Origin of the sequence: Sphingopyxis sp., from assembly GCF_051861155.1 — a bacterium.
Taxonomy (GTDB): domain Bacteria; phylum Pseudomonadota; class Alphaproteobacteria; order Sphingomonadales; family Sphingomonadaceae; genus Sphingopyxis.
In genome coordinates this window covers 48,673-66,059 of record NZ_JBHYDE010000002.1, presented here as the reverse complement: position 1 = coordinate 66,059, position 17,387 = coordinate 48,673, and the positions used below count along the sequence as shown (strand labels likewise).

Below are 17,387 nucleotides of genomic sequence, written 5' to 3'. Positions count from 1 at the left end.
CAGGTCAGCCACGCGCCGCTTCCGCCAGGACAAAGGCCTTCACCGCGTCATAATCGCCCGGCAGGCGCGCATAACGTTCCTCGCGGTCGAACAGATTGCCGAGCCGCGCGGGCAACGCCGGACGGACGCCGGTCGCGCGCTCGACCGCTTCGCGGAACTTCGCCGGATGCGCGGTCGCCAGCGTGACGACGGGAATATCGGCATCGATCTCCAGCGCGCGCGCTGCAGCGAGACCGACGGCACTGTGCGGATCGATGACCTGCCCGCCATGTTCCTGCGCCCAGCGCAGCGCGAGCGCCATCGCGTCGCCGTCGATGCTCGCGCTCGAAAACAGTCCGCGCGCCCCCGCCAGCATGTCTTCGGGGATCGTCATCGCACGGTTCTGGTCGAAATCGCGCATCATCGCGGTGATCGCGCCGCCGTCGCGGCCCGACAGGTCGAACAGCAAGCGTTCGAAATTGCTGCTGACCTGAATGTCCATGCTGGGGGTCGCGGTCGCAGTGACCGTCCCGGCGCTATAGTCGCCGCGGGTCAGCGCGCGGTGGAGGATGTCGTTGACGTTGGTCGCGACGACGAGCTTTGCGATCGGCAGCCCCATCTGCGCCGCAACATAGCCCGCGAACACGTCGCCGAAATTGCCCGTCGGAACGCTGAACGCGATCGGGCGGTCGGGACCGCCAAGGCGCACCGCAGCGTAGAAATAATAGACGATCTGCGCCATCAGCCGCGCCCAGTTGATGCTGTTCACCGCCGACAGCGTGACCTGGCCGCGCGCCTCTTCGTCGCCGAACAGCCGCTTCACCATCGCCTGGGCATCGTCGAAACTGCCGTCGATCGCGATATTGTGGACGTTGGGCGCCAGCACCGTCGTCATCTGGCGGCGCTGGACGTCGCTGACCCGGCCTTCGGGATGGAGCATGAAGATGCGGATATGTTCGCGCCCCGCGACCGCCTCGATCGCCGCCGATCCGGTGTCGCCCGATGTCGCGCCGACGATGGTGATGTCGGCGTCGCCGCCGCTCAGGAATTTTTCGAACAATTGTCCGAGCAATTGCAGCGCGACGTCCTTGAACGCCAGCGTCGGGCCGTGAAACAGTTCGAGCAGCCAGTGGCGATGGTCGAGCTGGACCAGCGGGGTCACCGCGTCGTGGCTGAAACTGCCATAAGCGGCGCGGCACAGGCTGCGCAATTCGTCTTCGCTCAGCACGCCCGCGACGAACGGTCGCATCACGCGCACCGCGGTTTCGGCATAATCAAGACCCGCCAGCGCGCGGATCTCGTCCACCGGCATCTGCGGCCAGTGCGCGGGCAGATAAAGCCCGCCGTCGCTGGCAAGGCCCGCCAGCGTGGCGGCACGAAAGTCGAGGGTCGGCGCAGCGCCGCGGGTGCTGATATAATCCATGACGCCAAAGCGCCTAGCGGCGAGCGGTCAAGGCCGCAAGCGGCGACGGACCGCCAGAATATAGATGATCAGCGCCGCGGCGGCGAACAGGAACCATTGCCCCGCATAGGCCAGATGGTTGTTCGGGGTATCATCGGCCGAGGGGACCGCGCTGGCGCGCAGCCCGGCCGCCGGCGTGTCGGCGATCAGCATCGCCCGCGCCGGCACCGCCTTGCCCGTCGCACGCGCGATCACCGTCGGCTGTTCGGGGCCCGGAACGATCGTTCCCTGCACGATGCCGCCGGCCCATTTGGGCGGGGTAAAATCGTCGCCGATCCCGACATCGACCAGCACCCCCGGCCCCTCCGCGCCGGTGCGGCATTCGGCGATCATGCGGATGCCTGCCCGGCCCTTGCGATCGGTGCCGCTGCGCGGATCCCAGCCCACCGCCTCAAGGCAGACGACGCTGCTTTTGCGATACAGAAAGGCATCGGCCACCGGCGGCAGTTCGGGATAGGCGACCAGCGACGACATCGCCATGTTGCGTTGATAAAGCGCGACCAGCGCCTCTTTCTCGCTCTTGCGCTGCAGCTGCCACACCCCGAGCGCGATCATCACCAGGACCGCCGCGAGCACGATGATCGTCGGGATCAGCGGCCAGCGCCGCGACGGGGGCGTCACAGGGTCAGTCATGCGGTTCGTCGGCCTGCCGGCCCTCGGCGGCTTGCCGCTGATGCTCGCTCGCCAATAGCGCGCCCTTGGCGACGCGCAGGCCATAGACCACCGCCGCGGCGGTCAGCGGCACCCACAGCAGGACATGGACCCAAAGCGGTGGCTGCACCGCGGCATCGAGCGCCAGCGCCAGCACGACGAGCAGCGCACCGATGATCAGGGTCAGAAACGCCGCGGGGCCGTCGCCGACATTATAGCGACCATAATCGAGCCCACAGGCGCTGCATTTCGCCTGAAACTTTACCGGCCCGTCGAACAGGGTCGGCGCGCCGCATTCGGGGCAGAGGCCAAAAAGGGCAGCGCGCCAGACCGGCGGCTGCCCCTTTGGAATATAGGCTTCGTCCGGCAATTTAGTGCGCGGCGATCGGCGCGCCCCAGCCGCCCCAGACATAGACGATGATGAACAGGAACAGCCACACCACGTCGACGAAGTGCCAGTACCAGGCCGCAGCCTCGAAACCGAAATGCTGCTGAGGGGTGAAGTGACCCTTGTAGGTGCGCACGAGGCAGACGATCAGGAAGATCGTGCCGACGAGAACGTGGAAGCCGTGAAAACCGGTGGCCATGTAAAAGGCCGAGCTGAAATTGCTCTGGCCGAAAGCGAACGGCGCATGGGCATATTCATAGGCCTGGATCGCCGAGAAGATCGCGCCGAGGATGATCGTCGCCCACAGGCCCTTCTTCAGCCCCTCGCGGTCGCCGTGGATCAGCGAATGATGCGCCCAGGTGATCGTCGTGCCCGAACAGAGCAGGATCAGCGTATTGAGCAGCGGCAACGAGAAAGCGTCGATAACCTCGATGCCCTTCGGCGGCCACTGGGTGATCGCATCGGCGCCATCCTGCCCGAACAGCGAGGTGACCGCGCCGTCGACATATTCGATCGGCACCGGAAACAAAGTAAAGTCAAACCACGCCCAGAACCAGCCGACGAAGAACATGACTTCGGACGCGATGAACAGGATCATGCCGTAACGCAGATGGAGCTGGACAACCGGGGTGTGGTCGCCGGCATGCGCTTCGTTGATGACGTCCGACCACCAGCTGAAAAAGGTGGCAATCACGCCCATGAAGCCGAGGCCGAGCACCCATTTGCCGACGCCGCCGAAATAATCGTCGTGCATGAACATCACGAGCCCGAAGAACATCACCAGCGCCGCGATCGAACCGATCAGCGGCCAGACGCTGGGGTTTACCAGGTGATAGTCATGATGTTTGGCACCGGACATTGCGTTTTTCCCGTTTTGCAGCCCCGGCGTCGCGATTCCCCATCGCCCGCCGGTCCTTGATATAGACTCTGATCGCGGCCTTAGCTCGCCTTTTTACCCTCGTCTACAGGGTGGAAGGTGTAGCTGAGGGTGATTTCCTGGATGTCGCGCGCGTCGGGATCGTCCATGATCTTGGGATCGACGAAGAACAGCACCGGCATGCGCATCTGCTGCCCCGGCTCCAACCGTTGTTCGGTGAAGCAGAAGCACTGGATCTTGGTGAAATATTTGCCCGCCTGCGTCGGCGTGACGTTGAACCCGGCGGTACCGACGATGGGCTTCGACGAGTTATTTTCGGCGATGAAGATCGCCATGTCGCGCGCGCCGATGCTGACCGTATCGGTCGGATGCTCGGGATAGAATTTCCACGGCAGCCCCGGCGACACATTGGCGTCGAAACGGACCGAAATGGTGTTCTTCAAAATTTTCGGTTCGGCGGCCGCTGCGACCGGATCGAAACGCTGCGTCGTGCCGCCAAAGCCCGTCACGCGGCAGAACAGATCGTAGAGCGGCACCGCCGCAAAGCCGAGGCCCGTCATAGCAACGACTAGCATCGCACAGAGAAAGGCCGTCTTCTTCATGCGAATATCTGCATCTTGGCGATGGTGATGAAGAAGAACAGGATTGCAAGCCCACCCAGCATCCACGCCATCATATTGGCGCGGCTGCGCTGGCGGCGGCGATATTCGACCTCGTCAAAAGGCTCGAGATTCGGATTTTCGGTCATAAGGGCCACCAATGGTCGGCAACAACGGCGCCGAAGAGAATGAAAAGATAGGCGATCGAATAAGCGAACAGACGTTTTTCGGGCTGCATCAGATCGCCCTCGCCCGTCGTGCGCGTCCCGACCTGCACCGACAGCGCCACGAACAGCGCCGACAGGATCGTCGCGGTCCAGCCATAAAGCGCCCCGGTGTAGCCGAGCGGCCACGGTGCAACCGCCGCCGCCGCCATGATCAGCGCATAGAAGAGAATCTGGCGCCGGGTCGATTTCTCGCCTGCGACCACCGGCATCATCGGAATACCCGCGGCGGCATAATCCGATCGCACGAACAGCGCGAGCGCCCAGAAATGCGGTGGGGTCCACAAGAAGATCAGCAAGAACAGCATGACCGGCAGCGGCGCAACGCTGCCAGTCGCGGCGACCCAGCCGATCAGCGGCGGAAAGGCGCCCGCCGCGCCGCCGATCACGATATTCTGCGGCGTCCGCGGCTTCAGCCACATTGTATAGACAAAGACGTAGAACAGGATCGATACCGCCAGCAGCAGCGTCGCCTGCCAGTTCGACGCAAACAGCATCAGGAACAGCGAAAAGGCGGCAAGGCCGATACCGAATTGCAGCGCCGTCTGCGGGTCGAGCCGCCCCGCGGGCAGCGGCCGTCCGGCGGTGCGCTTCATCTTGGCGTCCAGCCCCGCCTCATACCATTGGTTGAGCGCGCCTGACGCCCCTGCCCCCAATGCGATCGCGAGGATCGACGAAAAGGCCAGGACGGGCGGGACGCTGACCGGCGCCGCGAGCAGCCCGCACAGCGCGGTGAACACCACCAGCGACATGACACGCGGCTTGGTCAGCGCGAACAGGTCGCGCCAATCGGCGGGGAGTGCCGTTTCGCCGTGGGTCAGGCTTTGCGCCATATTTACTCCGGCCCGAAAATCGTGCGCCCCCTGCCGCCGAACGGCAGGAGGCAACACAAATCAGGCGATACGCGGCAGTTCGTTGAACTGGTGGAACGGCGGCGGGCTCGACAACGTCCATTCGAGCGTCGTCGCGCCTTCGCCCCACGGATTGTCGGCGGCCTTCTTGCCCGCGAACAGCGCATAAAGGATGTTCACGAAGAAGAAGATCATGCCGACGGCCATGATCACATAACCGAACGAAGAGATATAATGCCAATAGGCATAGGCTTCCGCATAGTCGGGGTAACGGCGCGGCATGCCCTGCTGGCCCAGGAAATGCTGGGGGAAGAACATGACGTTCACGCCGATGAAGAAGATCCAGAAGTGCAGCTGGCCGAGGAATTCATTGTACATCCGGCCCGACATTTTCGGGAACCAGTAATAGAAACCCGCGAACAGCGAGAACACCGCGCCCAGCGACAGCACATAGTGGAAGTGGGCGACGACATAATAGGTGTCGTGGAGGTTGGTATCGACGCCGCCATTGGCGAGCACGACGCCGGTCACGCCGCCGACCGTGAACATGAAGATGAAGCCGAGCGACCAGACCATCGGGGTCTTGAAGCTCATCGACCCGCCCCACATCGTCGCGATCCAGCTGAAAATCTTGATGCCGGTGGGGACCGCGATGACCATCGTCGCGGCGGTGAAATACATCTTGAGGTTCACGCTCATGCCGACGGTGAACATGTGGTGCGCCCACACGATGAAGCCGACGACGCCGATCGCGACCATGGCATAGGCCATGCCGAGATAGCCGAACACCGGCTTGCGGCTGAAGGTCGACACGATCTGGCTGACGATGCCAAAGCCCGGCAGGATCATGATGTACACTTCGGGGTGGCCGAAGAACCAGAAGAGATGCTGGTAAAGGACGGGGTCGCCGCCGCCGGCCGCATCATAGAAGGTGGTGCCGAAGTTGCGGTCGGTCAGCAGCATGGTGATCGCGGCGGCGAGAACCGGCAGCGCGAGCAGCAGCAGGAAGGCGGTGACCAGCACCGACCACACGAACAGCGGCATCTTGTGGATCGTCATCCCCGGCGCGCGCATGTTGAAAATGGTGGTGATGAAGTTGATCGCGCCCAAAATCGACGCCGCGCCCGCCAGGTGCAGCGAGAAGATCGCCATGTCGACCGCCGGACCCGCCGACCCGCTGGTCGACAGCGGCGCGTAAACGGTCCAGCCGGTGCCGGCGCCAAGCCCGCTGCCGCCCGGAACGAACATCGACCCGACCAGCATGATGAAAGCGACGGCGGTGAGCCAGAAGCTGACATTGTTCATGCGCGGGAAGGCCATGTCGGGCGCGCCGATCATCAGCGGCACGAACCAGTTGCCGAAACCGCCGATCATGGCGGGCATCACCATGAAGAACACCATGATCAGGCCGTGCGCGGTGATCATCACATTCCAGAAATGCTTGCCCTGGACGTCGCCGGCGGCGCCGTCGAAAAACTGCGCCCAGCCGGTCAGATACTGGATGCCGGGTTCGGCGAGTTCGAGGCGCATCATGCCCGAAATCACCCCGCCGACGATGCCGGCGATGATCGCGAAGATCAGATAGAGGGTGCCGATGTCCTTGTGGTTCGTCGACATGAACCAGCGGACGAAAAAGCCCGGGGTATCGTGATCATGGTCGTCATGCGCATGATCGGCATGGCCATGGGCAGGTGCAGTTGCGGCAATATCGGTCATCTGTCGGACCCCTTAATTAATTTTTGGCGGCCGGGGCGGCGGCGGGCGCCGCTGCCGGGGCAGCTTCGGGTGCGGCGGTCGGGGCGGCGGCCGGCGTCGCAGCCGGCGTTGCCGCCGCGGCAGGAGCAGCGGTCACCGGACCGGCGGGGTTGCCGCCCTTCGAGCGGACCCAGGCTTCCCATTTGTCGACCGGCAGCACTTCGACCGCGATCGGCATATAGCCATGGTCGACGCCGCACAGTTCCGAACATTGGCCGTAATAGACGCCGACCTTGTTCGCGGTGAAGGTGGTTTCGTTGGCGCGGCCGGGGACCGCGTCCATCTTGGTCCAGAAGGCCGGTACCGCAAAGCTGTGGATGACGTCGGCGCCGGTGATGATCAGCTTGACCTGGCGGCCGACGGGGACGACCATGCGGTTGTCGACCGCGAGCTGATACGGTTCGCCGCCGGCCTTGGCCTGCGCCTCGGGCAACATTTTCGACACATATTCGCCAATGCCCTGATCGGGATAGGCATAGCCCCAATACCATTGGTATCCGGTGACCTTGATCGTCAGCGCTTCCTTTTTCGGCGGTTCATATTGCGCTGCGAGCAGGCGGATCGACGGCACCGCGATCACCGCGAGGATCAGCACCGGAATGGCGGTCCAGATGATTTCGATGAAGGTGTTGTGCGTCGTCTTCGACGGCACCGGGTTCGCCTTGGCGCGGAAGCGGAACATCGCCCACAGCATCAGGCCAAGGACGATCAGCGTGATGATCGTGATCACCGGCAACAGGATGACATGGTTGAACCAATAGGCCTGCTCGCCGATCGGGCTGACCTGCGGCTGAAAATCGATGCCCTTGGCGACCGGCTGGCCGATCCCGGGGGTCGGCTTCATCGGAACATAGGTGGCGTCGCCAGCCGGGACGGCGGCGGTGGCCGTCGCCGGAGCCGCGGCCGGTGCCGCCGCGTCGGCGGCGACCGGCGCCGGATTCGCGGTGGCCGGCGCCGCCGCGGCGGCGGGGGCTTCGGCCGGGGCCGCTGCCGGTGCCTGCGCATAGCCGACGCTCACCGCGCCCAGCGACAAAGCCGCCGCAATTACAAGGGTTTTCAAGCTCTTCATAAGGATAGTGCCGCCCGTTGCCTGTTGTTCTTTTCCGCTTCGTCCCACCTGCGGCAGCGACCGGACATGCGTCCGGCCAGCCGGCAGACGGGCTGAATCTCGCGGGCGCTATAGACCCGCTTGCCGCTTGCCTCAAGCATCTCTAACACTATTTTGCGGCTGGATAATCTTCGCCGCCAAAACCCGGTCGCCCGCCATGGGCGACGCACTGGACAAAAGAACAATTCTCCCATGACCGATGATGAAATCCTGGCCGAATTCCGCGCCGCCGACGCCTTGCTTCAGGGGCATTTCCTGCTCTCGTCGGGGCGCCACAGCGAATATTATCTGCAATGCGCGCGCGTGTTAATGGACACCGAACGGGCTGGACGGCTCGCGGTCGCCCTCGCCGCGAAGCTGCCCCGCGACCTTCGGCAGGCGATTGACGTCGTGGTGTCGCCCGCGATGGGCGGGGTGATCATCGGCCATGAAATGGGCCGCGCGCTGGGCAAGCCCGCAATTTTCGTCGAGCGGCCGACCGGGACGTTCGAACTGCGCCGCGGCTTCACGATCGAACCCGGCGCCAAGGTGCTGATGGTCGAGGATGTCGTCACCACTGGCCTGTCGTCGCGCGAGGCGATGGCGTGCGTCGCGGCGGCGGGCGGCGACGTCATCGCCGAAGCGGCGCTGGTCGACCGGTCGGCGGGCAATGTCGATCTGGGCGTGCCCTTCTATCCGCTCGTCGCGATCAACTTCCCGACCTATGCCGAGGACGAACTGCCGCCCGAACTCGCCGCGACCAAGGCGGTCAAACCCGGGAGCCGCGCGAATTGAGCAGTCGGCTGCGCCTTGGCGTCAACATCGACCATGTCGCGACGATCCGCAACGCGCGCGGCGGCGAGCATCCCGACCCGGTGCGCGCGGCGGAAATCGTCGCCGCGGTCGGTGGCGACGGCATCACCGCGCATCTGCGTGAGGATCGGCGGCACATCCGTGACGACGACCTCGCGCGTATTCAGGCGGCGACCGACCTGCCGCTGAACCTCGAAATGGCGGCCACCGACGAGATGGTCGAGATCGCGCTGCGCCACAATCCGCACGCCGCGTGCATCGTCCCCGAAAAGCGCGAGGAGCGCACGACCGAGGGCGGGCTCGACGCCGCAGGCCAGCACAACCACCTCGCCCCCATCGTCGCGCGGCTGAACGACGCGGGCATCCGCGTCAGCCTGTTCATCGAACCCGACCCGCGCCAGATCGAGGCGGCGATGCGGCTGCGCGCGCCGGTCGTCGAGTTCCACACCGGCCGCTATGCCCATTGCGAGGGCGAGGCGCGCGCCGTGGAACTTCGCCGTATCGCCGACGCCGCGGCGCTGGCGTGGAAGAATGGCATCGAACCGCATGCGGGCCACGGCCTCACCTATGACAATGTCGTCCCCGTCGCCGCGATCCCGCAGCTCGCCGAACTCAATATCGGCCACTATCTGATCGGCGAGGCGATCTTTACCGGACTGGAAGACGCCGTGCGCCGGATGCGCGCGCTGATGGACGAGGCGCGCGGGTGAGCGTGAAAAATATCCGTCGCCCCCGCGAAGGCGGGGGCCGCTGGCAGTCTAATACTGCGCGGGCGGGGCACGCCGCCAGCGACCCCCGCCTTCGCGGGGGTGACGACCTGTTGGGATCGTCATGATCATCGGCCTCGGCTCCGACCTCTGCAATATCGAGCGGATCCAGAATTCGCTCGACCGCTTCGGCGAACGGTTCGAAAACCGCGTCTTTACCGACGTCGAACGCGCCAAGGCGGCGCGCCGGCCCTTCACCCGCGCGGGCACCTACGCCAAACGCTTCGCCGCGAAGGAGGCCTTTTCGAAAGCGGTCGGCACCGGCTTCAAGCGCGGCGTGTTCATGAAGGACATCGGCGTCGTCAACGCACCGTCGGGCGCACCGACGCTGGCGTTGACCGGCGGCGCGGCCGAACGGCTGGCGCAGATGGTCCCTGCGGGTCACACGGCCCATATCCACCTGACATTGACCGACGATCATCCCTGGGCGCAGGCGTTCGTCATCATCGAAGCGATCAAGGACTGACCGGATAATGGCGAAAAACAAGACGAGGGACGACGGAAGCTGGGGCAAGCTGATCCGCGACATCGTCGTGATCCTGCTGCTGGTACTCGGCATTCACAGCTGCGTGGCCAAGCCCTTTTACATCCCGTCGGATTCGATGATGCCGGTGCTGCGCAACGGCGACCGGCTGATCGTCAGCAAATACCCCTATGGCTGGTCCTATTCGTCGGTCAGCTTTCACCTCGCGCCCAAGATGGCGGGCCGCTGGTTCGCCAAGCTGCCCGAACGCGGCGACATCGTCGTGCTCGAACATCCGGTGACCCGGATCGACTATATCAAGCGCGTGATCGGCCTGCCCGGCGATACGATCCAGCTCACCAACGGCGAACTCAGCATCAACGGCAAGCCGGTGAAACGCGAAGTCCAGCCGCTGCTGGCGATCCCCGTCGATCCCAATTTGCCCAGCAGCGACAGCAGCCTCGATCGGTTCATCACCCGCGGCGCCGACGGGCGCGAGGTGCTGGAACTGCCGATTGTGCGCGAAACGCTGCCCGGCGGCGCGACGTTCGACACCATCGACATGGGCCCCGGCTATACTACCGACGATTACGGGCCGATCAAAGTGCCCGCCGACCATCTGTTCCTCATGGGCGACAACCGCGACGGCAGCGCCGACAGCCGGGTCGCGACCGATCAGAAGGGGCTGGGCGGCCCCGTCCCGTTCGATACGATCGCCGGCCGCGCCGAGATCATCAGCTTTTCGACCGACGGTACCGCCATATGGTACAATCCGCTCAGCTGGTTCAATGCTCTGCGCCCCGACCGCGCGGGAACCGACTTGCGGCCCGAACGTAGCAGCACAGCAAAATAGGGAGCGAAGTCATGGTGGAGCGGGTCGAGCGGAAAGAGCGAGCCCAGGCACGCGCCAAAGCCACCGCCGACGCCCCCGGCCCGACCGAGATTCGCAGCCACCTCGTCCGCACCGAGTTGCTAAAGGCCAGCGTGTGGCTCGGCCTCGCGCTGCTCATCGCCGCGTGTATCGTCCTGATCCAGCCAATCCTGCTGATCTTTGCCGCGATTGTCATGGCGGCCATCCTCGACGGCGGTACCCGCCTGCTCGGCCGTATTCTGCCGATCGGGCGCGGCTGGCGCCTTTTGATCGTCTGCCTCTCGGTCCTTCTCTTCATGATCTGGACCGCGATGTTCGCCGGGTCGCAGATCGCGGCGCAGGCCGTAAGCTTGCAAAGCGTGGTGATGGCGCAGATCGAGCGCGTCGCCGCTTGGGCCAGCGATCACGGCATGGGCAACTTCCAGCTCGATACCAAAACCATCTCGGACAATTTCGCCGGTACTTTTGGCCGCGTCACCGCTGCGGTCGGCACCGTTGTCGGCGGGCTGACCAGCCTGGTGATGATCCTCGTCCTCGGCGTGTTTATCGCGATCGAACCGCGGTTGTACGAGCGCGGTGTCGCGTGGATGTTGCCGATGAAGAACCGCGAGAATTTCTACATTACCACCGCACGGATGGGGTTCACGCTGCGCCGGTTGATGGCAGGGCGTCTGCTCGGCATGCTGGTCGAGGGGATCGGGACATGGCTCGCCTGCATGGCGGTCGGCATCCCGATGGCGGCCTTGCTCGGCCTGCTCACCGGCTTGCTCGCCTTCATTCCCAATATCGGTGCGATCGTCTCGGGCGTGCTGCTCGTGCTCGTCGGCTTCTCGGCTGGGACCGACACCGGGCTGTGGGCGATCATCATCTATCTCGTCGTGCAGACGGTCGACGGCTATCTGATCGTGCCGATGGTGGCGAAAAAGACCGTCGACCTCGCCCCGGCGCTGGTGCTGGGCGCGCAGATCCTGTTCGGCGCGCTGCTCGGCATCATGGGGCTGTTCCTCGCCGACCCGATCGTCGCGATGATCAAGGTCGCGCTGGAACGCGAGGCCGAACGCAATGCGGGGACGGCGCCGAAGGAAATGAAAACGGCAGGATAACAAACCGCCGCCCCCGCGAAGGCGAGGACAGCGATCGGCGTAGCGCAAGCTTTGCTGGCCGCCCTCGCCTTCGCAGGGGCGACGAATATTACGGCTGCGGCGCACCCAGCGGCGGACCGTCCGGGCCAGCGCCGCCCGGCGCCCCCTGCATCATCTGTTGCTGCTGCATCTGCTGCATCTGTTGCTGCATCGCGCGAACTTCGGCCTCCGAACGGAAATCGAGCAACTCAACGTCGAAATAGAGCGTGCTGTTTGCCGGGATCGGTCCCTTTGCTTCGGCACCGTAACCTTTTTCAGGCGGGATTGTGATCTTGTATTTTCCACCCTTTTGCATCTTTTTCAGCGCTTCACTGAAGCCTGGCACAACGCCGTTGACGGGCATCGGCGCCTGCTCTTGCTGATCGAATACCATACCGTCACCCAACCGACCGGTATATTTGATCAGAACGACATCACCGTCGGTCGGGCTTGCGCCCTCACCGGCCTTCACCACTTCGAAGTTTTGGAGGCGAGTGTGCCACGCCAAAGCGGCACCCGCGACGAGCAGGGCCAGCAGGCCGAACCACATCAGCCACAGGCCGCTTTTGCTCACCGGGCGTAGGGGAACCGTCGTCACGCTCATTATCGCTGATCCTTCCGTTGCTCGGCAGAGCAATATTGTCGCGCCCGCCTATAGGCGGAGCAGCGCGGGGCGGTCCAGCGTGAAGTTACGAGGCATGTAAGCCCGTCGTCATTGCGACCCCGGCGAAGGCCGGGGGAAGCAATCCAGCGCGGTTTAAGCTACCCTTGGATTGCCGCGTCGCTTCGCTCCTCGCAATGACGTCGGAAAAACGAAAAAGGCGCCGCGGTTGCCCGCAGCGCCTGTTTCACGATCAGGATCCTTAAAGGAAGGACGGGTCTTACTTGATCCCGTCGCGTTCCATCCGCTTGCGCTCCATCTTGCGGGCGCGGCGAACGGCCGCGGCGTGCTCACGCGCGCGCTTTTCGCTGGGCTTCTCGTAATGACGGCGCAGCTTCATTTCGCGATACACGCCCTCACGCTGCAGCTTCTTCTTGAGCGCGCGAAGGGCCTGGTCGACATTATTGTCGCGAACGATGATCTGCATACGCCGTGTCGTCTCCTGTTCGTCAAAACGATTTGGGCACCGGGTGAACCGGTTCGCCATAAACCGCCGATATTCGGGCAATAAAAAGAGCGCCGCGGTCACGCGACGTTCCGATGTGGGGCCACTAAAAGGATTCGCGGCGAAATGCAAGCCCCTGCGCGGCAAAACGCCCCCGCCGAGCTGCCGAACCGCCCCGCTCGCCTGCGGGATTGTGCGCCCCCCTTGCCTTATGGCATAGGTAGCAGGACGAAACTCACATGACAAAGGGACAGGCGATGGCGACCCAGCTCAAGCGCAACAGCAAATATAGCGAAGCCGAATGGACGGCGCGGCAGGAACTGGCTGCATGCTACCGCATTTTCGCGATGATGGGCTGGGACGAGATGATCTTCAACCACATCACGGTCAAGCTGGACGATCAGGAAGGCGCCTTCCTGATCAACCCCTATGGCATGCACTTCAGCGAGGTCACCGCCTCCAGCCTGATCAAGATCGACATCGACGGCAACAAGCTGGACGAAGATAATCCGTGGCACGTCAACAAGGCGGGGTTCGTCCAGCACAGCCTGTTCCACCGTGTCCTGCCCGACGCGCATGCGATCATCCACACCCACACCACCGCGACGGTCGCGGTGTGCGGCCTCGAAGGCGGGCTGCAACCGGTGAATTTCTACGCCTGCAACTTCATGGGCCAGCTCGCCTATCATGATTTCGAGGGGGTGACGGTGCGCGAGGAAGAGGGCGCACGGCTGGTCGAGCATCTGGGCGACAAGCGTATCCTGATGCTGCGCAACCACGGCCCGGTGGTGATGGGCAAATCGCTCTCCGACGCTTTCATCAAATATTGGGCGCTGCAGCGCGCGTGCGAAATCCAACTGGCGACGATGAGCATGGGCAAGCCGATCCTGGTCGACGAGGACGTCATCAAGGTCCACCAGCGCGATCTGTATATGGCGGCGATCCCTGGCCAGTCGGGCAAGGCCGAGTTCGACGCGATGGTGCGCAAGGTCGACAAGATCGACACAAGCTGGCGTGACTAATCCCGCGGCGACGTTAAATCTTCGCCGATGACGCGATTCTCAGTCAACGACCGTCCGGTCGAATATCGGATGGAACCCGAAACGCCTTTGCTGTGGGCGCTGCGCGACGCATCGAACCTGACCGGGACCAAATATGGCTGCGGCACCGGCGAATGCGGCGCCTGCACCGTCGACATCGATGGCGAATCCATCCGCAGTTGCATGGTCACGATCGCCGAATGTGAGGGTCGCTTCGTCACCACGATCGAAGGCCTGTCGCGCGACCGCAGCCATCCGGTGCAGCAGGCGTGGGTCGCCGAACAGGTGCCGCAATGCGGGTTTTGCCAGTCGGGGATGATCATGGCAGCCGCCGCACTGCTGCGGTCGAACAGCAACCCCAGCGATGCCGAAATCGATGCCGCAATCACCAACATCTGCCGCTGCGGCACCTATCCGCGTATCCGCACCGCGATCCGCCGCGCCGGCCGCGTGCTGCGCGGCGAGGAACGGATCGCCGCCGCGCCGCCGCCCGGCATCCGTCCCGACGATGCGGCGCGCGCGGTCCCCGCGCTGCGCCTGCCCCCCGGCACCTGAGCTTTCCCGTTCATGTAGCTGAACCGCAGGCAACAGCACGGTTCAGCCGCCGATCATCTTGCCGCCGGTAACTAACGATTCATCATCCCGGCTGGCATCTCCAGCGATCGGGACATGAGTTGGAGAATGGCGAGATGAAAAAGATGTTTGGAGGGTTGCTGATCGCTGCAACGATCCTGACCCCCATTGCCCCGGCCGCCGCGCAGGCGTCGGGCGAGCGCATTCAGCTGGCGCAGCGCGGCGATGGCGAGCGAGGGAATCGGGGCGACCGCGGGCCGCGCGGCCCCGAGGCGCGCCGCGGCAATTGGGGCGGCGAAGGTCGCAGCGAGCGTCCGCAGCGGCAGCAGGCCGAACAGCCGCGCGCCGAGCGCCAGCAGCGCAGCGAAATGCGCCAGCAACAGCGCGGGAATGACGAACAGCGTCAGGCCCAACGTCAGCAGTGGCAGCAGCAGCGCGGCAATGATCAGCAGGGCCAGCGCCAGTGGCAACAGCGCGGCAACGATCAGCAGCGGCAGGCGCAGCGTCAGCAATGGCAGCAGCGCAGCGATCAGCAGCGCCAGCAGCAGCAGGCCCAGCGCCAGCGCGGCGGCACTTATGACCGCAACAACGATGGCCGTATCGACCGCCAGTGGGACCGCAACCGCAACGGCGAGGTCGATCGGCGCTATGATCGCAACGACAATGGCCGCGTCGACCGCCGCTACGACCGCAATCGCAACGGCGATCTCGACCGCCGCTGGGATCGCAACAACAACAATCGCATCGATCAGCGCGACCGGCGGTACGATCGCAATCGCGATGGCCAGATCGATCGGCGCTACGACCGCAACAACAATGACCGGGTCGATCGCCGCTATGGCGACCGCCGCGGCAACTGGAACCGCTCGTGGCGCGATGACCGCCGCTACAACTGGCGCGATTACCGCCAGCAGTACGGCAGCCGTTACCGCCTGGGCGCCTATTATTCGCCGTACCGCAACCATCGCTACACGCGGTTCAGCATCGGCTTCAGCCTGGGCTCGCTGTTCTACAGCAGCCGCTACTGGATCAACGATCCGTGGCAGTATCGCCTGCCCCCCGCCTACGACGGCTATCGCTGGGTTCGCTATTACAACGATGCGATCCTCGTCGACACGTACAGCGGCGAAGTGGTCGACGTGATTCACGATTTCTTCTGGTAAGTCCTTTCGATTACCCGAAGACAAACTTGAGGGGCCGGCCCAGCCGGCCCCTCTTTTTATGCGCGGCCGACCTCTCCCATTAAGTAGCGGGTCGCGGCCCAGCTTCGTCATCCAGGCGAAGGCCGGGATGACGGCAAGAAAGGGTGGCCACTCTTTGCCTTCAGCCGAATGTCCGATTTCCTCCATCTCCCTGTTTCCTGACTTGCCCTCCCACACTGGGCGCGCCACGGTGGCGCATCAGTCAGGGGAAACAGGATGCGCAAAATCGGACTCGTCGCCGCGGTAACGCTGGCATTGTTGGGAACCGCCGCGGCGAACGCCAAGACCACCGTCGTCTATGCTGGCCGCGTCATCACCGACGCCGACAAGCCCGCGCAGGGGCCGTCGACGATCGTCATCACCGACGACCGCATCACCTCGATCACCGCGGGCCGTAGCGCCGCCCCCGCCGATGCCGAAATCGTCGATCTGGGCGACAAGACGTTACTCCCCGGCCTCATCGACCTCCACGTCCACCTGACCGGCGATCCCGGCGGCGATTTCCGCAGCGCAGCGGTCGAGCCCGACGAATGGGGCGTCGTCGTTGGCGTGAAGAACGCCGGCATCACGCTGCGCGCCGGGTTCACCACGGTGCGCGAAGCAGGATCGGCGCAATATACCGCTTACTCGCTGCGCCGCGGCACCGCCGCGGGTTTCGTCACCGGGCCGCGGATCATCGCCGCCGGTCCAGCGCTGTCGATCATCGGCGGGCATGGCGACGTCACCGGCTTTCGCGAGGATGTCCACGACGTGCTCGATCAGGGCTATACCTGCACCGGCGCGCTCGAATGCGCGGAGAAGGTGCGCAAGGCGTCGCGCGCGGGTGCCGACATCATCAAGATCACCGCGACCGGCGGGGTGTTGTCACAGCAAGGTCGCGGGCTGGAGGGGCATTTCACCAGTCCCGAACTGCAAAGCATCGCCGACACCGCCCACTCGCTGGGGCTGAAGGTGATGGCGCACGCGCACGGCGCGCGCGGCATCGAAGCCGCCGCGGCGGCGGGCATCGACACGATCGACCATGGCACCTTTGCCGACGATGCGGCGCTGAAGGTGATGAAGGCCAAGGGTACCTATCTGGTCCCGACACTGATGGCGTTCGAGGGCATCCGCGAGCGGCTGGGCAAAGGCATCTACACCCCGACCGTCGAGGAAAAGGTCCGCATGACGCTGGGCAGCGTCGGCAAGGCGGTGACGCGCGCCAAGGCGCTCGGCGTGCCGGTCGCCTTTGGTACCGACGCCGGCGTGTTCGAGCATGGCCGCAACGGCGGCGAGTTCGCGCTGTTGGTCAAGGCCGGGCTGACCCCGCGCGAAGCGTTGGCCAGCGCCACGACGGTTGCGGCAAAGGCGCTGTCGATGGACGGCGAAATCGGCCGCCTGGCCCCCGGTATGTCGGCCGACATGATCGCAGTCAGCGGCGATCCGCTGGCCGATGTGGCGGCGCTGGAAAAGGTCGATTGGGTGATGGTGCGCGGCCGGATCGCGGACTGAAACCTGTGCCTTGGACGCCGTCCCGACCGGAAAGCCCCTCCCCTTCAGGGGAGGGGTTGGGGTGGGA

The 17,387-nt window shown here is 64.5% G+C and carries 20 protein-coding genes; 9 read left to right on the top strand and 11 right to left on the bottom strand.

Annotated features, from left to right (window positions below):
- Positions 1-4 precede the first annotated feature (4 nt).
- From thrC to coxB, 9 genes are all read right to left on the bottom strand, one after another.
- Positions 5-1,402, bottom strand: coding sequence for a threonine synthase (gene thrC, locus ACTIFP_RS03730; RefSeq protein WP_439567372.1), 1,398 nt, complete (start codon positions 1,400-1,402; stop codon positions 5-7).
- A 27-nt stretch (positions 1,403-1,429) separates the two neighbouring features.
- Complete coding sequence (locus ACTIFP_RS03725; protein ID WP_439567371.1) at positions 1,430-2,074, bottom strand: SURF1 family protein; 645 nt, start codon at positions 2,072-2,074, stop codon at positions 1,430-1,432.
- A complete protein-coding gene (locus tag ACTIFP_RS03720; RefSeq protein WP_439567370.1) occupies positions 2,067-2,462 on the bottom strand; it encodes a DUF983 domain-containing protein in 396 nt (131 codons plus the stop codon). Before ACTIFP_RS03720 ends, ACTIFP_RS03725 begins: the two co-directional genes overlap by 8 nt.
- A 1-nt stretch (position 2,463) precedes the next feature.
- Positions 2,464-3,339, bottom strand: coding sequence for a cytochrome c oxidase subunit 3 (locus ACTIFP_RS03715; RefSeq protein WP_439567369.1), 876 nt, complete (start codon positions 3,337-3,339; stop codon positions 2,464-2,466).
- Between the two features lie 80 nt (positions 3,340-3,419).
- A complete protein-coding gene (locus tag ACTIFP_RS03710; protein WP_439567368.1) occupies positions 3,420-3,932 on the bottom strand; it encodes a cytochrome c oxidase assembly protein in 513 nt (170 codons plus the stop codon).
- Between the two features lie 23 nt (positions 3,933-3,955).
- Positions 3,956-4,105 carry a hypothetical protein gene (locus ACTIFP_RS03705; protein ID WP_439567367.1) on the bottom strand — a complete coding sequence of 50 codons (150 nt, stop codon included), beginning with the start codon at positions 4,103-4,105 and terminating at the stop codon, positions 3,956-3,958.
- On the bottom strand, positions 4,102-5,013 hold the full coding sequence (locus ACTIFP_RS03700; protein ID WP_439567366.1) for a heme o synthase: 912 nt from the start codon (positions 5,011-5,013) through the stop codon (positions 4,102-4,104). The genes ACTIFP_RS03705 and ACTIFP_RS03700 overlap by 4 nt, the downstream gene beginning before the upstream one ends.
- Positions 5,014-5,073: 60 nt before the next feature.
- Positions 5,074-6,747, bottom strand: a complete 1,674-nt coding sequence (ctaD, locus tag ACTIFP_RS03695) for a cytochrome c oxidase subunit I (protein WP_439567365.1) — start codon at positions 6,745-6,747, stop codon at positions 5,074-5,076.
- A 16-nt stretch (positions 6,748-6,763) separates the two neighbouring features.
- Complete coding sequence (coxB, locus tag ACTIFP_RS03690; protein WP_439567364.1) at positions 6,764-7,855, bottom strand: cytochrome c oxidase subunit II; 1,092 nt, start codon at positions 7,853-7,855, stop codon at positions 6,764-6,766.
- A 231-nt stretch (positions 7,856-8,086) separates the two neighbouring features.
- On the opposite strand from coxB, the gene pyrE reads away from it, so the two are divergent.
- The 5 genes from pyrE to ACTIFP_RS03665 all read left to right on the top strand — a co-directional run bounded on the left by pyrE (position 8,087) and on the right by ACTIFP_RS03665 (position 11,890).
- Complete coding sequence (gene pyrE, locus ACTIFP_RS03685) at positions 8,087-8,668, top strand: orotate phosphoribosyltransferase (RefSeq protein ID WP_439567363.1); 582 nt, start codon at positions 8,087-8,089, stop codon at positions 8,666-8,668.
- Positions 8,665-9,396 (top strand): pyridoxine 5'-phosphate synthase, encoded by a 732-nt coding sequence (locus tag ACTIFP_RS03680; RefSeq protein WP_439567362.1) that lies wholly within the window; start codon positions 8,665-8,667, stop codon positions 9,394-9,396. Before pyrE ends, ACTIFP_RS03680 begins: the two co-directional genes overlap by 4 nt.
- A gap of 121 nt (positions 9,397-9,517) precedes the next feature.
- The gene (acpS, locus tag ACTIFP_RS03675; RefSeq protein ID WP_439567361.1) at positions 9,518-9,919 is read left to right on the top strand and encodes a holo-ACP synthase; all 402 of its coding nucleotides are present in this window, start codon (positions 9,518-9,520) and stop codon (positions 9,917-9,919) included.
- A gap of 7 nt (positions 9,920-9,926) precedes the next feature.
- A complete protein-coding gene (gene lepB, locus ACTIFP_RS03670; RefSeq protein ID WP_439567360.1) occupies positions 9,927-10,769 on the top strand; it encodes a signal peptidase I in 843 nt (280 codons plus the stop codon).
- A gap of 11 nt (positions 10,770-10,780) precedes the next feature.
- A complete protein-coding gene (locus ACTIFP_RS03665) occupies positions 10,781-11,890 on the top strand; it encodes an AI-2E family transporter (protein ID WP_439567359.1) in 1,110 nt (369 codons plus the stop codon).
- An 88-nt stretch (positions 11,891-11,978) separates the two neighbouring features.
- On the opposite strand, the gene ACTIFP_RS03660 is transcribed toward ACTIFP_RS03665, so the two are convergent.
- Together ACTIFP_RS03660 and rpsU are read right to left on the bottom strand one after the other, a co-directional pair.
- Positions 11,979-12,512, bottom strand: coding sequence for an FKBP-type peptidyl-prolyl cis-trans isomerase (locus tag ACTIFP_RS03660; RefSeq protein ID WP_439567358.1), 534 nt, complete (start codon positions 12,510-12,512; stop codon positions 11,979-11,981).
- 277 nt (positions 12,513-12,789) lie between these two features.
- A complete protein-coding gene (gene rpsU / locus ACTIFP_RS03655) occupies positions 12,790-12,996 on the bottom strand; it encodes a 30S ribosomal protein S21 (RefSeq protein WP_037510267.1) in 207 nt (68 codons plus the stop codon).
- Between the two features lie 275 nt (positions 12,997-13,271).
- Here rpsU and ACTIFP_RS03650 point away from each other — a divergent pair, with 275 nt between their 5' ends.
- The 4 genes from ACTIFP_RS03650 (at position 13,272) to ACTIFP_RS03635 (ending at position 17,320) form a co-directional block, all read left to right on the top strand.
- A complete protein-coding gene (locus ACTIFP_RS03650) occupies positions 13,272-14,036 on the top strand; it encodes a class II aldolase/adducin family protein (RefSeq protein ID WP_439567799.1) in 765 nt (254 codons plus the stop codon).
- A 27-nt stretch (positions 14,037-14,063) separates the two neighbouring features.
- Positions 14,064-14,609 carry a (2Fe-2S)-binding protein gene (locus ACTIFP_RS03645; RefSeq protein ID WP_439567357.1) on the top strand — a complete coding sequence of 182 codons (546 nt, stop codon included), beginning with the start codon at positions 14,064-14,066 and terminating at the stop codon, positions 14,607-14,609.
- Positions 14,610-14,743: 134 nt separating this feature from the next.
- A complete protein-coding gene (locus ACTIFP_RS03640; RefSeq protein ID WP_439567356.1) occupies positions 14,744-15,790 on the top strand; it encodes an RcnB family protein in 1,047 nt (348 codons plus the stop codon).
- Positions 15,791-16,045: 255 nt separating this feature from the next.
- Complete coding sequence (locus ACTIFP_RS03635) at positions 16,046-17,320, top strand: amidohydrolase family protein (RefSeq protein WP_439567355.1); 1,275 nt, start codon at positions 16,046-16,048, stop codon at positions 17,318-17,320.
- Positions 17,321-17,387 lie beyond the last annotated feature (67 nt).